The organism is Bacillus sp. THAF10 (assembly GCF_009363695.1).
Classification (GTDB): Bacteria; Bacillota; Bacilli; order Bacillales; family Bacillaceae_I; genus Sutcliffiella_A.
Genome location: NZ_CP045403.1, coordinates 3,293,130 through 3,306,781, shown reverse-complemented (window position 1 = coordinate 3,306,781; position 13,652 = coordinate 3,293,130). Strand labels below are relative to the sequence as shown.

Below are 13,652 nucleotides of genomic sequence, written 5' to 3'. Positions count from 1 at the left end.
AGACTAAACAAAGGAGTAAAAAATAATGTACTTTGTTGATCGCGAAAAGATAGAGTGGACATTGCGTTACATAGAAGACAACGTGACTCTTTTTAAGAACGAAGCTACCTGGAATTCTCCTATTGAAAAGAAAGCCCTAGAAAGAATTGCAATAGGAATCATTGAAGGAATGCTTGATGTGGGGAATAGTATGATTGACGGTTTTATCATGCGTGATCCTGGAAGCTATGAGGATATTATTGATATATTAGAGGACGAGAAGGTTGTGACTAATGATATGGCGCAATCATTAAAACAAGTAATTCGCATGCGTAAAACACTTGTACAGGACTATTTATCAATCGATCATGAGGAAGTTATAGGCTGTCTCAATGAAAACGAAGCTACGGTTTATGCTTTTTGTGAGAGTGTACGACGATATTTGGTAAATGAACTTGGTCCTGTTTCCGCCTTTAAAAATTGACCATATCTAGCCTTTCAACCATAAACAGCATGAAAAAGACATCATTAGTGGAGTGTGAAAACCATGAAAAAATATCAAGGCTACTTAATAGATTTGGACGGAACAATGTATCGTGGCAAAGAGAAAATTGAAGAAGCAGCAAATTTTGTTCAAAAGCTATATGAGAAGAATATTCCCTATCTTTTTGTAACGAATAATTCCTCCCGCACCCCAGAGCAGGTTGCCCAGAAGCTTAGAAATTTTGGCATTCCTACCGAAGATGAGCAGGTCTTTACAACTAGTAAAGCGACAGCAAACTTTATTTATGAGGCACACCCAGACGCAAAGATCTATTGCATAGGGGAAGAGGGAATAAGACAGGCACTTTTGGAAAAAGGATTTGAGCTTGTCGAAGAAAATGCAGACGTAGTAGTAAGTGGCATTGATCGTAGTATATCGTATGAGAAATTAGCGCTTGGCGCGATTAATATCCGTAACGGTGCCCGCTTTATCTCAACAAACGGAGATATTGCCATACCAACAGAAAGAGGATTGCTACCTGGTAATGGTTCCCTTACATCCGTCCTTACGGTATCAACCGAAACGCAACCAACCTTTATCGGAAAACCAGAAAAAATCATTATGGAACAGGCATTGAAAGTACTAGGTATTCCAAGAGAACAAACATTAATGGTAGGAGATAACTACCATACGGATATCAAGGCAGGAATGAATGCAGGGATGGACACACTCTTAGTTCATACTGGTGTTACAACGGTACTACACCTACAAACCTATCAAGAGCAGCCAACCTACACAGTAAACTGCTTATCAGAATGGGTGCCAAATTTATAATGTACAGGCTGTGATGATGAGTAGTTTCTAGCTGATGATTGGAGCAAATGCGGAGACTCCCGCGGGAATAGAGCGATAGACTGGAGACCCCTCAGGCGTAGCTTAGGAGGCTAACAAATCGCCACGCAGGACGTAGAGCCTTTGCGGAAATCAACAGTGGTGTTTAAAACAGCTAATGTAAAAAAGAGCCGGGCTTCAAGAAGTCCGGCTCTTTTTTTTACTCTGTATTCGCTGCACGGTGGGCAAGCCTGCTAGAAGCCGCAGCTGCAATTGCACCAACGATATCATCTAAGAAGGTATGGACTTTTCCAGAATGCTTGTCATTAAGAGTGCCGAGTATTCCTGGCTTTTGCTTATCAATATAGCCATAGTTCGTAAAGCCAATGGATCCGTACACGTTCACAATAGATAACGCGAGTACTTCATCTACTCCGTATAATCCTTCATCCTTTTGTAAAATCGTAAGCAAAGGCTCTTGAATTTTCCCTTGTTCCGCTAAAATATCCAGCTCAATTCCTGTGAGAATCGTATTTTGGACCTCACGTTTGGAGAGAACACGGTCAATATTTTCAAGGCATTCCGAGCGTTCCAACGAAGGATGATACTTAGATTGTAGAAAATATACTAAATCTGCAATATCCCCCATGGTTACTCCACGTTCCTCTAAGAGCGTTCTCGCTTTTCGTTCTACCTCATCCATACTTTCAAAATTCTTCATATGCTCACCCGTCTTTTATAATATAGTAAAGAATAAACAAGGAATAAAAAACTCTCTTTACCCTTATTCCCTAAATCGTCATAAAAAATAGCCAAGATTTTCAATTATGTTTCCCTTTTGCTTTTTCTGCAAGTTTCTTTCTCTTTGTTCATATAGTTGGTACTAAGGAGAGGGAGGGAGTAGCTTGAAGCAGACAATCTATGAAAACTATGAATTAAGAGTGGAAAGAAAGCAAAAAATTCGTCAATATGATGCCTTTTGGTCAAATCGGGTTCTTTATACCATCGTACCAGTAGGCCACTTAGAGGACGATGAGCTTGATGAGCTTCAAAAGATAAGTGACTATATGATACGCACACACCAAGATATATATGTTAGTTCTTTTGTGAAAAATAAAAAGGAATCCTTTGTAACAGAGCTGGATGGAAAACGAGTCGCCTTATTTCGGATGCCCTACGATTATAGTTCCCGGCAATTAGTTCCAGGCAAGGAGCTTGCAACCTTTCATTCACAGGCAAGAAGTTATCCATCAAAAGTTACCGCGATCAATAGAATCGGTCAATGGAAAAGCCTCTGGGAAAAGCGGATTGATCAGATGGAAAGCTTTTTCCGCGAGAAAGTGAGAAGCAATCCTGTTGATATCTTTGATACACAGTTTGTGGAGTCCTTTCCATACTATCTTGGGCTTACAGAAAATGCGATTCAGTATTTAGTAGACACCGAACTCGATGATAGTCCCATGATGAATGATGCAGCAACCCTTTGTCATCACCGGTTTACTGACCTTACGTGGCAACAAGGTCAGTGGTTAAAGATGCCTACAGACTGGATTTTTGATCATGCTAGTAGAGATATTTCAGAGTGGATCCGGTCCCATTTGCGAAAAGATGCAGATACCAACCCAGCTAAAATTCAATCTTTTTTACAGGAGTACGAAAGAGTATCACCGCTTTCAAGTTTTTCTTGGCGGCTTTTATATGCCCGATTAATTTTACCCGTTCATTATTTTGAATGCGTGGAGGATTACTATACAAGTGGACCAGTCGCAGATAAGAAGTGGCATGAAGAACGTTTACGAGGAGTTCTTCAATCGTCTACCACCTATGAACAATGGATAGCGGGCTTTTATGATTTTGCTGGTGTTCCTGCAAAAACCTATGGCATACCGGTGCTTGATTGGGTCAAAAAATAAGATACCCGTATTCTCTATATAGGTATGTATCGTCGTTAGGATGAGTGATAAAATTACACTATACAACATACTCAAACTACGAGATGTAACAGGGAGAGACCAGCCATGAAGAAACCATCTGTATTTGTAACTAGAAAATTATCCGAACAAGCCATTGCGCCACTTTATGAAGTTGCAGAGGTGAAAATGTGGGGTAGTGAAAGTGAAGCAGTGCCAAGGGAAGTGTTATTAAAGGAAGCAAGCACGGCTGACGCATTATTGACGATGCTTTCTGATAAAATTGATCAAGAACTGTTAAACCATGCCCCAAATGTAAAAGTCGTTGCTAATTTAGCAGTGGGCTATGACAATATTGACGTGGAAGCAGCTGCAAAGAAAGGTGTGACTATTTGTAACACACCGGATGTATTGACCGAAACAACTGCAGATCTCACTTTTGCGCTCTTATTAGCAACTGCCAGAAGAATCACGGAAGCAGAAAGGTACGTAAAAGAGGGGCACTGGCAAAGCTGGAGCCCCTATCTCCTGGCAGGTGCTGATGTGCACTTTAAAACCATTGGGATAGTTGGCATGGGCAAAATTGGACAGGCTGTAGCAAAACGAGCGAATGGTTTTGGCATGAAGGTGCTGTATCACAATCGAAGTCGTCATGAGGTTGCAGAACAGCAGTTGAACGCTACATATGCAACATTTGAGGATCTGTTAAAACAAGCGGACTATGTCGTTTGTTTAACACCCCTAACAGAAGAAACTCGTCATCTTTTTGATAAAAAGGCCTTTGAACAAATGAAAAAGACCGCATTTTTTATAAATGTTGGCAGAGGACAAGTGGTGGATGAAAAAGCACTTATAGAAGCTCTAGAGGAAAAAGAAATTGCAGGAGCGGGCTTGGATGTCTTTTATGAAGAGCCAATAGGAGAAAATCATCCTTTACTCGCATTCCCTCAGGTTGTTGCGATTCCTCATATTGGAAGTGCAACTGTGGAAACAAGAACAACCATGATGGAACTATGCTCAGAAAACATTGTAGCGGTGCTTCAAGGAAATGAGCCAAAAACAAAAGTTTAATCCAATATAAACGCCTTGATTCACTTTATGAAAAGTGGGACAAGGCATTTTTGATTTATCATCTAAAACAAAAAAAATCTTTTCTTACTCCCTCAACACAGTAAACGCTTACAATTAAAAATGCAGAAAATTTCCCCTTGTCAGGCTCTACAAACCAGCCTATAATGTCCTTTATATAAAAACAAATGTTCACGCTAGAAAAACAATAGTCGGGAGTGGAGCAGAGTGAAGGTAATTTCAGTAGGGTTATTAGGTTTAGGTACAGTTGGTTGTGGAGTCGTGAAAATCGTAGAAAACCATCAAGATAAGTTAATGCACCAAGTAGGCTGTCCTGTCAAAGTAAAAAAAGCGCTAGTGAAAGACCTTTATAAAGAGCGGTTGGTAGACCTTAATCCCGAATTGTTAACCTTACATGCTGAAGAGGTTCTAGATGATCCCGACATTGATGTCGTCATTGAAGTGATGGGCGGAGTCGAGGATACTAGGCATCATATTTTACGAGCTTTGCAAAACAAAAAGCACGTAGTAACGGCAAATAAAGACCTGATGGCGGTTTATGGCTCAGAATTATTAGCCGCTGCAGCCCAAAACGGCTGTGATCTATTCTATGAAGCAAGTGTCGCAGGTGGCATTCCGATTTTAAGAGGACTGGTTGACGGGCTAGCGTCCGACCGTATTACCAAAATGATGGGAATCGTTAATGGTACCACCAATTTTATCCTTACGAAAATGAACAACGAAGGCTCCTCCTACCCTGACGTCCTGAAGGAAGCGCAAGAGCTTGGGTTTGCAGAGGCAGATCCAACAGCAGATGTGGAAGGGCTTGATGCAGCCCGCAAAATGGCGATTCTCTCTACACTAGGCTTTTCCATGAATATTGACCTTCATGATGTGGAGGTAAAAGGAATTAGTCAAGTTTCTGAAGAAGATCTCCTTTTCAGTAAAAAACTTGGATATACTATGAAGCTGATTGGCATTGCTCACAGAGAGCAAGAAAAGGTAGAAGTCAGTGTACAGCCAACGCTTTTACCGAGTGATCACCCCTTAGCGAATGTCAAAAATGAATATAATGCGGTCTATGTGTATGGAGAGGCAGTTGGAGAGACGATGTTTTACGGCCCTGGCGCAGGAAGTCTTCCCACCGCAACTGCCGTTGTATCTGACCTTGTTGGTGTCATGAAAAACATGCGTCTTGGTGTAAATGGCAAAAGCATGGTGACACCGCAGTTTGCCAAAACACTGAAAGAAAAAAGTGAGGTAATGGCAAAGCATTTTCTTCGTGTGCATGTGAAGGATGAGGTTGGGGTACTGTCCCATTTGACCAACCTATTTTCACAAAACGGCGTTAGCTTTGAAAAAATCTTACAGCTCCCTTTAAAAGAGGCTGCTTTTTCTGAAGTGGTGGTGGTGACGCATCTCGCTTCCTTACAGGAGTATGAGAACCTGCTTGGCGAGCTTAGAAACAAGGAGTTTGTAAAAGAAATAAAAAGCAGCTACCGAGTGGAAGGAGAAGTGGCGGTATGAAGTGGAGAGGCTTAGTACAGGAATATAAAAACTACTTGCCTGTTAGTGAGAAAACACCAAACATCTCTCTTCAGGAGGGTCATACACCACTATTATTTTTAGAAAGACTCTCAGAAAAGCTTGGTATTGAGCTACATGCAAAAGTGGAAGGTGCCAACCCGACAGGCTCCTTTAAAGATAGAGGCATGGCACTTGCTGTGGCTAAGGCAAAGGAAGAAGGAAGCAATACGGTAGTTTGCGCATCTACAGGTAATACGTCGGCATCTGCAGCGGCATATGCTGCAAGAGCTGGCATGAAATGTATCGTGGTTATTCCTGAGGGAAAGATTGCTCAAGGAAAGCTCGCACAAGCAGTTATGTATGGCGCGGAAATCTATGCCCTTGATGGGAATTTTGATGAAGCGTTGCAAATGGTACGAAAACTTTCGGAAGAGCTCCCTATTACCCTTGTTAATTCCCTCAATCCATATCGCATTGAGGGACAAAAAACAGCAGCCTTTGAAGTTGTGGATCAGCTCGGGAAAGCACCAGATATTTTAGCCCTTCCAGTAGGCAACGCAGGCAATATCACAGCTTATTGGAAGGGTTTCTTAGAATACCATCAAAAATGGCAAACAGGCCTTCCAGAAATGAGAGGCTTTGAAGCAGAAGGAGCGGCGGCAATCGTTCAAAATGCAGTCATCTCTAAGCCGGAAACTATCGCAACAGCCATACGCATTGGCAATCCTGCAAGCTGGGGGCCTGCAGTGGAAGCGGCAAAGAACTCATCTGGAAAAATTGATAGTGTTACAGATAATGAAATCATCGCAGCCTATCGGTTGCTAGCGCAGTTTGAGGGTGTGTTCCCAGAACCTGCATCTAGTGCTTCCCTTGCAGGTATCTTGAAGCAACTTCAAACAGGAGAAATATCAAAAGGAAAGCAAGTAGTAGCTGTTTTGACCGGAAATGGATTAAAAGATCCTGTTGCAGCTACTGAATATGCTGGAGTGGAAGTGAAAAGTATTTCAAATGATTATTCCGAGTTGATTCGTTCCTTCCAGGGTGTCACGGTATGAATAGGCAGCGGGACGGATTTGTCATTAAAGTTCCTGGAAGCTCTGCAAACTTAGGACCCGGCTTTGATTCCCTCGGGATGGCGGTTAGTAAATATGTGACCTTCATTGTTCACTATGCGGAGGAATGGAAATTTACTAGTGTACCACCTTTAGCTATTCATCATGAGGACAATATGTTGCTAAAGGTATGCAAGGAGCTTGAAGTACTTTGGGGGATAAAGGCTCCACCGGCACATGTGCTTACGTTGAGTGATATTCCGCTCGCACGAGGGCTTGGCAGCAGTGCGGCGGCCATTGTTGGTGCAATCGAAATCATGAACGTGCTATGCAACAAACAGCTCTGTCCTGATGAAAAATTACAGCTGGCGGCTAGATTTGAAGGACATGCTGACAATGTTGCTGCTTCCCTTTACGGTGGGTTGGTGGTATCCACACAACAGGATGGGAAATGGGAGTACATTAAGCTGCCTGCGGATGATGTGGAATTAGTAGCTGTGGTTCCAGCCTTTGAAGCGAAAACGGTGGAAACAAGAGAATTGCTCCCAAAAAACCTTGATTTTACTACTGCTGTAAACGGAAGCAGCCATGCGAATGTAATGCTTGCAGCTTTTATCCAAAAAGATTGGAAGCTTGTAGGAAAAATGATGGAAAGTGATGTGTTTCATGAGCCCTACCGACAGAAGTTATTTCCTGAATATCAGCAACTAAAACAAGTGGCTAATCTTGCGGGAGCATTTGGTGTCACCATAAGTGGAGCAGGACCAACTGTAATCTGTTTTTGTGAAGTAGGAAAGGGAAGAGCGGTTGCGAAGAAAGTGGCTGCTAGTTTCCCAGAGCATAAAGTCGAGGTATTGCAGGTAAGTAAACATGGTAGTGAGGTGCATTCCAATCACCTTTGTCAGGCTTCCTCTATATAAAAGACTTTTTTCACAAACTTTGTTGCTCTGCGTATCATTGAAAAAAGTACCAGTGTCAACTTTTTTCTAGTTAATAGCAACAATCTTTTAGATAAGAGCCATAAAAAAACAAAACCGGAAAGTAGCCTATGTGCTACTTTTCCGGTTTTGTTTGAGTTTGAATTAGAATACTTGCTCTACTTCAACGATACCTGGTACTTCTTCTAGTAACGCACGTTCAATACCAGCTTTTAGTGTAATGGTTGAACTTGGGCAAGATCCGCATGCACCAAGAAGACGTAATTTTACAATTCCATCTTCCACATCTACTAATTCACAGTCCCCTCCATCACGAAGTAAAAATGGACGCAATTTATCTAGTACTTCCTGAACTTGCGCATTAATTTCCGGGTTAGACATAGTTATCGCTCCTTTCCTTACATATTTCCATTATAAATAAAATCTCCAGAAAAATCTATTGCTCTGCACTGGGTCTTTTTAGAAAAAGAAAGCGTTTTAGGGTAAAATAGAAGAAAAGCTGTAAAGAGTGGAGAGGACGCTTATGAAGAAAAAGGTTGAAATTTGTGTGTATGGTGCAGAGGTTCTGTGCCCAAGCTGTGTGAATCTGCCATCATCTAAAGAAACGTATGAATGGCTGGATGCCGCAGTAGCAAGGAAATTCCCAAATCAGGATTTTTCTATCTCTTATATAGATATTTTTCAAACAGAAGAATGTGACGAAGAGAAACGCGATTTTGCAGCAAGAGTAGTGGAAGAGGATATGTTTTATCCCGTGGTTGTCATTGAAGGTGAAGTTGTTGGAGAAGGGAATCCAAAATTGAAAACTGTGTATGCGGAAATGGAGAAGTACGGGTACACTGCTTCATAAAATAGAGAAAGAGGGCGCTTCTAGATGAACAGAAGCGCCCTCTTTCTCTATTTTTACCCGTTATGATATTTATACATCCAAAGAATACCGGACTTTAATAATCTCGCAACACGACCAGTTAAAGGACGTTCATTTACAAGACCAAATCCATGTTTTTTCCCTAAGGAGCCTAATACTCCTTTTAGCTTAATTGCTGGGAATTCTTCTGGTGGAGCTTCCCCATTCCAACGCTTCAATAGTACTTGGACAATTTGCTCTGCTTGCCCTTCAGCTAGCTGGGCACTCGGTGCATGAGGCAGGCTTGCACAGTCTCCAACCACATAAATGTTTTCAAATCCAGGAATATTATGCTGTTTCGTTAAAATCACACGACCTTGTCCATCCTTTTCCACTTCAAGATCACGTACGACTTTATTAGGTTGAATTCCTGCTGTCCAAACGATCACATCGCAATGGATTGGCTCATCGTGGTTGAAAAGCGTGTTTTTTTCGACACGAGTGATGTTCGAGCTATTCACTACTTCCACACCATGCGTTTCAAACCAATTTTGTACATATTTGCTTAGTCTTTCTGGGAAGCTAGACAAAATAATTTTTCCTCTATCAAATAGCTTGATGGATAAATCAGGACGACTTTCACGAAGCTCGCTGGCAATTTCAACTCCGCTTAGCCCGGCACCAACGACAGCGACGACTTTATTAGCAGGGAGATCATTTAAAGCCTTGTACGCTTGACGTGACTTATTTATCGTTTGGATAGAGTAAGTATGTTCCTCTGCACCAGGAACGTTATGGTACTTATCCTCACAGCCAAGTCCAATAATTAAATCATCAAAAGAAAGGATACTTCCATCCTCAAAATGCACAGTTTTGCTATTCATATCAACAGAAGTAACCTCTCCATACTTGACTGAAAGCCTTTCATGCTCTGGAAAAGTGACACGAACATGATGATCTGAAATCGTTCCCGCAGCGAGTGCATAGAATTCCGTTTTCAAACTATGATAGGGAGCCCGGTCCACTAATACAATTTCGGTATCAGATGGTAATTGATTAGGAAGTAAGCGTTGTAATACCCGCATTCCGCCATATCCTGCGCCAAGCACAACAAGTTTTTTCATAGCAGCCAAAACTCCTTTTTAAACTAGTGTAAATCTTAAAATAATTCTTTTTATAGGGAAATCTAGTAAACTATTTCCACTTTTATGTGAAATAACATACATAATAAGATAAAATTGCGCTTTCAAAACGGAAAACGTATAACACGTTTAAACAAAATAACATTAAAAGTATATCGGAATTATGACAAAATAACAACATTCTTTCAGAAAATAGTTATGTTTCCCAATGCTTCTGGATTGACGTTTACTGGAAAAAGAGGTAGCATAATAAGGGCAAATAGAGAGGTGAAAGTAATGAAACCCATCATCGAATTTTGTATTAGTAATCTTGCCAGTGGTTCACAAAAAGCAAGAGAAGTACTAGAGAAGGACCCAAATTTTGATATTGTGGAATATGGGTGCTTAGGCTATTGCGGAAAATGCTTTGAACATCTTTTTGCACTTGTAAACGGCGATGTCGTAACTGGTGAGACTCCTGAACAGCTAGTAGATAACATCTATATATACTTGGAAGAAAATCCAATGTTTTAATAAAAGCACATTTCACGATAAGTGGAATGTGTTTTTTTTGTACAAGGATATTTTCGCAAACTTTGTTACAAACTGCTTAATAGTGAAAGGCTGTTTTTGCATACTTTGTTGCTACTGCGTATAGTTAAGCCACCCAACGTTGCTGTCGTGCTCTTTTCGTGGAGGAAGAATTCAACATGGGACAATTTTTCTTTGGTTAAAAACTGAAAAAAGTCTTTGATTAAAAGCAACAAGCTTTCAGAAATGAGATTTGCACAAAAATAATCCAATAGTCCTAATTCTGTCTGATTTACGATTATTTTTTTATCTTTAAAGACAAAATTGCTATTAATTAAAGAAAGAAACTTCATAAAATCATACATTATTATGAAAAAGTTGGGTAATTTATTTAAGAATGTCTGCTTTTGTACATGCTTACAAAAAGCTGTAACAATTTGACAGAAAAAAAGTTCTTTCAAACGCTTTCATTTCATAGTAAAGTGTAATAGTGATAGTTAGATGTCTGACGACAAACAACTTGTTAGAAATTTCTAATTGAGGTGAATATTATGAATAACATCCTTTGGGGGTTAATGGGGATCGCTGTTCTTTTTGCAATAGCATTTCTCCTTTCAGAAAACAAAAGAAAGATAAAGGTTCGTACCATTATTGGCGGACTGGCAATTCAATTGCTATTTGCATTCATCGTATTGAAGTGGGAAGCTGGTAGAGCTGCTTTCCTAAAGCTTACGGAGTATGTGCAAAACATTATCAACTATGCAAATGAAGGAATTGGCTTCTTATTCGGACCTGTACTAGGTAATCCGGCGGAGGCAACTGGCTTTGTTTTTGCGTTCCACGTATTAACAATCATCATTTTCTTCTCTGCATTAATTTCTGTTCTATACTACCTTGGTATTATGCAAATCATTATTCGCTTCCTTGGTGGCGGTCTTGCGAAAATTCTTGGAACAAGCAGAACAGAATCCTTATCCGCTTCTGCAAACATTTTTGTTGGACAAACAGAAGCACCACTTGTGATTCGTCCTTACATTGCTGGAATGACGAAATCTGAGCTTTTCGCTGTTATGACTGGGGGACTTGCATCTGTAGCTGGTTCTGTATTATTCGGTTATGCAGCACTTGGGATTCCTCTAGAGTACTTGCTTGCCGCTAGTTTCATGGCAGCTCCTGGTGGATTAATTATGGCGAAGATGCTTATTCCAGAAACAGAAGAACCAAAAATTGCGAATGACGCACAAATTGGTGAATCAGAAGACGAGCGTGCAACGAATGTTATTGATGCAGCAGCTCGCGGTGCATCAGACGGTTTGAAGCTTGCTTTAAACGTTGGTGCAATGCTACTGGCATTTATCGCGTTAATTGCGATGATCAACGGTATTCTTGGTGGAGTTGGTGGTTGGTTTGGAAATGACAACTTCTCACTTGACTATGTCCTAGGATATTTATTTGCACCAATCGCGTTTGTTATTGGTATTCCTTGGAGTGAAGCAGTTGCTGCTGGTAACCTCATTGGACAAAAATTAGTGCTTAACGAATTTGTAGCTTACTCTACTTTCTCTGCACAGCTTGATATGTTTAGTGAAAAATCTGTTGCGGTTATTGCGTTTGCACTATGTGGTTTCGCTAACCTATCATCTCTAGCAATCCTTTTAGGTGGTCTAGGAAACCTAGCTCCAAGTCGTCGTTCAGATATCGCTAAATTAGGCTTCCGCGCTATCATCGCAGGTACTCTTTCTAACTTGTTAAGTGCTGCGATTGCTGGAATGTTCTTGTTCTAAAATAAAATGGTCCTCACCCTTAATAGGTGAGGGCTTTTCTTTTAACAGAAAAACCCATGTGAATCCTGTTTCTTCATCGAAACAAGAATCCATGGGTTTTTCATATAAAACGGGGGATATTTCTATTGTGTTCACTCTTTTATGTATTTATACTTGAAGAAATAATATTTATGGGGGAACGCAACATATGAGCTCCTTTTCTTTCACCAAGATGCATGGGTTAGGCAACAATTATATATATGTAAATATGTTTGAAGAAAATTTAATGGAAGAAGAATTAGCGACTCTTGCTGTCAAAGTAGCAAATGTTCATACAGGAATTGGCTCAGACGGTATGATTCTCATCTGTCCTTCAGAGATAGCACCAGTTAAAATGCGAATTTTTAATAATGATGGGTCTGAAGGTAAGAACTGTGGAAATGGCCTTCGCTGTGTAGCAAAATATGCCTATGAGCATGGTTTAGTTAAAGAAACAGTGTTTAAAATAGAAACGCTCTCTGGACTAGTGGAGGCAGAACTAGAAATGGTCGGTGGAAAAGTCACCAATGTAACAGTAGATATGGGACAGCCAAGACTTGCAACTAAGGATATCCCTATCCTAGTGAATGAAAAAGAGCAGCTGGTGGCAGAACCCTTTAAGGTGGCAGGAGAAACCTATACTATTACAACGGTCTCCATGGGAAATCCTCATGTGGTTTTTTATGTAGATGACATCACACAAGCACCACTCACACCCTTAGGTCCAATCGTGGAGAAAGACTCGCGTTTTCCAGAAGGGGTAAATGTAGAGTTTGTGGAAGTGGTTTCTGATCATGAATTACACTTCCGCGTGTGGGAAAGAGGCTCTGGCATCACGCAGGCCTGTGGAACGGGAGCTTGCGCAGCAGTAGTGGCATCTGTCCTTAATGACAAAACTACTCGTAACAAAGAAACCATCGTCCACCTAGCTGGAGGCGATCTGTTCATCACCTGGTCAGATAGCGGAAATGTTAAAATGCGTGGACCGGCAGAAACGATTTGTAAAGGAACATTTTACTATTAATTTTTAAGTCACAAATGCTTGGCCAGACTGCATATACTATTAAAAGCAGTAAAATTGAGAAGATAGATGTTTCACGATATAATAATAGTAACTGGAAATTGTCTAGGAGGTGTATCGTATGAATCAAGTAGTTAACATTACAGAAGCGGCCGCTTTTCAAATAAAAGATATGATGAAAGAACATGGCGATGAAAATGTTTTTCTTCGCGTTGGTGTCAAAGGTGGAGGCTGCAGTGGCCTATCCTACGGCATGGGTTTTGAAGAAGAAAAAGGCGACAAGGATCTGGAGTTTGAACAGCACGGAATTAAAATCTTAATTGATGAAGAAAGCAAACCAATCCTGCAAGATGTTAAAATCGATTTCAAACAGTCCATGATGGGCGGCGGATTCACCATCGACAATCCGAATGCCATTGCAAACTGTGGGTGTGGTTCTTCATTCCGTACCGCGGCAAATGCCGGGAAGCCGGAGGAGTGCTAAAAGGTATTATGACGGGGGTTATGTTGTAAAGTCAGTAGAAGAATTTAAATATAAAGG

14 protein-coding genes and 1 pseudogene are annotated in these 13,652 nt (G+C 40.8%); 12 read left to right on the top strand and 3 right to left on the bottom strand.

Going from position 1 to position 13,652, the window contains the following annotated elements; translation table 11 throughout:
* Nucleotides 1-25 precede the first annotated feature (25 nt).
* Together FIU87_RS17140 and FIU87_RS17135 are read left to right on the top strand one after the other, a co-directional pair.
* A complete protein-coding gene (locus tag FIU87_RS17140; RefSeq protein WP_152445692.1) occupies nt 26-463 on the top strand; it encodes a DUF86 domain-containing protein in 438 nt (145 codons plus the stop codon).
* A 63-nt stretch (nt 464-526) separates the two neighbouring features.
* Nucleotides 527-1,297 carry a TIGR01457 family HAD-type hydrolase gene (locus tag FIU87_RS17135; protein ID WP_152445691.1) on the top strand — a complete coding sequence of 257 codons (771 nt, stop codon included), beginning with the start codon at nt 527-529 and terminating at the stop codon, nt 1,295-1,297.
* 217 nt (nt 1,298-1,514) lie between these two features.
* Here the strand turns inward: FIU87_RS17135 and FIU87_RS17130 are convergent, their stop codons facing one another.
* The gene (locus FIU87_RS17130; RefSeq protein WP_253905450.1) at nt 1,515-2,015 is read right to left on the bottom strand and encodes a phosphatidylglycerophosphatase A family protein; all 501 of its coding nucleotides are present in this window, start codon (nt 2,013-2,015) and stop codon (nt 1,515-1,517) included.
* A 184-nt stretch (nt 2,016-2,199) separates the two neighbouring features.
* Here FIU87_RS17130 and yutH point away from each other — a divergent pair, with 184 nt between their 5' ends.
* From yutH to thrB, 5 genes are all read left to right on the top strand, one after another.
* A complete protein-coding gene (gene yutH, locus FIU87_RS17125; protein ID WP_152445690.1) occupies nt 2,200-3,207 on the top strand; it encodes a spore coat putative kinase YutH in 1,008 nt (335 codons plus the stop codon).
* A gap of 105 nt (nt 3,208-3,312) precedes the next feature.
* A complete protein-coding gene (locus FIU87_RS17120; RefSeq protein ID WP_152445689.1) occupies nt 3,313-4,275 on the top strand; it encodes a 2-hydroxyacid dehydrogenase in 963 nt (320 codons plus the stop codon).
* Nucleotides 4,276-4,500: 225 nt separating this feature from the next.
* Entirely contained in the window at nt 4,501-5,799 is a 1,299-nt protein-coding gene (locus FIU87_RS17115; RefSeq protein WP_152445688.1) for a homoserine dehydrogenase, read from the top strand.
* Entirely contained in the window at nt 5,796-6,854 is a 1,059-nt protein-coding gene (gene thrC, locus FIU87_RS17110; protein WP_152445687.1) for a threonine synthase, read from the top strand. Before FIU87_RS17115 ends, thrC begins: the two co-directional genes overlap by 4 nt.
* Nucleotides 6,851-7,771 carry a homoserine kinase gene (gene thrB, locus FIU87_RS17105; RefSeq protein WP_152445686.1) on the top strand — a complete coding sequence of 307 codons (921 nt, stop codon included), beginning with the start codon at nt 6,851-6,853 and terminating at the stop codon, nt 7,769-7,771. The genes thrC and thrB overlap by 4 nt, the downstream gene beginning before the upstream one ends.
* 162 nt (nt 7,772-7,933) lie before the next feature.
* On the opposite strand, the pseudogene FIU87_RS17100 reads toward thrB, so the two are convergent.
* Nucleotides 7,934-8,193: pseudogene (locus tag FIU87_RS17100) on the bottom strand (NifU family protein).
* 119 nt (nt 8,194-8,312) lie between these two features.
* Here FIU87_RS17100 and FIU87_RS17095 point away from each other — a divergent pair.
* Nucleotides 8,313-8,639, top strand: coding sequence for a DUF1462 family protein (locus FIU87_RS17095; RefSeq protein WP_152445684.1), 327 nt, complete (start codon nt 8,313-8,315; stop codon nt 8,637-8,639).
* 53 nt (nt 8,640-8,692) lie between these two features.
* Here FIU87_RS17095 and FIU87_RS17090 read toward each other — a convergent pair whose 3' ends face one another.
* Nucleotides 8,693-9,760, bottom strand: coding sequence for an NAD(P)/FAD-dependent oxidoreductase (locus tag FIU87_RS17090; protein WP_152445683.1), 1,068 nt, complete (start codon nt 9,758-9,760; stop codon nt 8,693-8,695).
* Nucleotides 9,761-10,054: 294 nt separating this feature from the next.
* On the opposite strand from FIU87_RS17090, the gene FIU87_RS17085 reads away from it, so the two are divergent.
* The 4 genes from FIU87_RS17085 to FIU87_RS17070 all read left to right on the top strand — a co-directional run bounded on the left by FIU87_RS17085 (nt 10,055) and on the right by FIU87_RS17070 (nt 13,595).
* Nucleotides 10,055-10,291 carry a YuzB family protein gene (locus FIU87_RS17085; RefSeq protein ID WP_152445682.1) on the top strand — a complete coding sequence of 79 codons (237 nt, stop codon included), beginning with the start codon at nt 10,055-10,057 and terminating at the stop codon, nt 10,289-10,291.
* A 548-nt stretch (nt 10,292-10,839) separates the two neighbouring features.
* On the top strand, nt 10,840-12,072 hold the full coding sequence (locus FIU87_RS17080) for a NupC/NupG family nucleoside CNT transporter (protein WP_152445681.1): 1,233 nt from the start codon (nt 10,840-10,842) through the stop codon (nt 12,070-12,072).
* A 187-nt stretch (nt 12,073-12,259) separates the two neighbouring features.
* A complete protein-coding gene (gene dapF / locus FIU87_RS17075) occupies nt 12,260-13,114 on the top strand; it encodes a diaminopimelate epimerase (protein ID WP_152445680.1) in 855 nt (284 codons plus the stop codon).
* 118 nt (nt 13,115-13,232) lie between these two features.
* Entirely contained in the window at nt 13,233-13,595 is a 363-nt protein-coding gene (locus FIU87_RS17070; protein ID WP_152445679.1) for a HesB/IscA family protein, read from the top strand.
* The last annotated feature ends 57 nt before the right edge of the window (nt 13,596-13,652 follow it).

Excerpts from the sequence above, each read along its gene's own strand:
- FIU87_RS17140 (WP_152445692.1), top strand. The coding sequence starts at position 26 with ATGTACTTTGTTGATCGCGAAAAGATAGAGTGGACATTGCGTTACATA.
- FIU87_RS17135 (WP_152445691.1), top strand. The coding sequence starts at position 527 with ATGAAAAAATATCAAGGCTACTTAATAGATTTGGACGGAACAATGTAT.
- FIU87_RS17130 (WP_253905450.1), bottom strand. The coding sequence starts at position 2,015 with ATGAAGAATTTTGAAAGTATGGATGAGGTAGAACGAAAAGCGAGAACG.
- FIU87_RS17120 (WP_152445689.1), top strand. The coding sequence starts at position 3,313 with ATGAAGAAACCATCTGTATTTGTAACTAGAAAATTATCCGAACAAGCC.
- thrC (WP_152445687.1), top strand. The coding sequence starts at position 5,796 with ATGAAGTGGAGAGGCTTAGTACAGGAATATAAAAACTACTTGCCTGTT.
- thrB (WP_152445686.1), top strand. The coding sequence starts at position 6,851 with ATGAATAGGCAGCGGGACGGATTTGTCATTAAAGTTCCTGGAAGCTCT.
- FIU87_RS17095 (WP_152445684.1), top strand. The coding sequence starts at position 8,313 with ATGAAGAAAAAGGTTGAAATTTGTGTGTATGGTGCAGAGGTTCTGTGC.
- FIU87_RS17090 (WP_152445683.1), bottom strand. The coding sequence starts at position 9,760 with ATGAAAAAACTTGTTGTGCTTGGCGCAGGATATGGCGGAATGCGGGTA.
- FIU87_RS17085 (WP_152445682.1), top strand. The coding sequence starts at position 10,055 with ATGAAACCCATCATCGAATTTTGTATTAGTAATCTTGCCAGTGGTTCA.
- FIU87_RS17080 (WP_152445681.1), top strand. The coding sequence starts at position 10,840 with ATGAATAACATCCTTTGGGGGTTAATGGGGATCGCTGTTCTTTTTGCA.
- dapF (WP_152445680.1), top strand. The coding sequence starts at position 12,260 with ATGAGCTCCTTTTCTTTCACCAAGATGCATGGGTTAGGCAACAATTAT.
- FIU87_RS17070 (WP_152445679.1), top strand. The coding sequence starts at position 13,233 with ATGAATCAAGTAGTTAACATTACAGAAGCGGCCGCTTTTCAAATAAAA.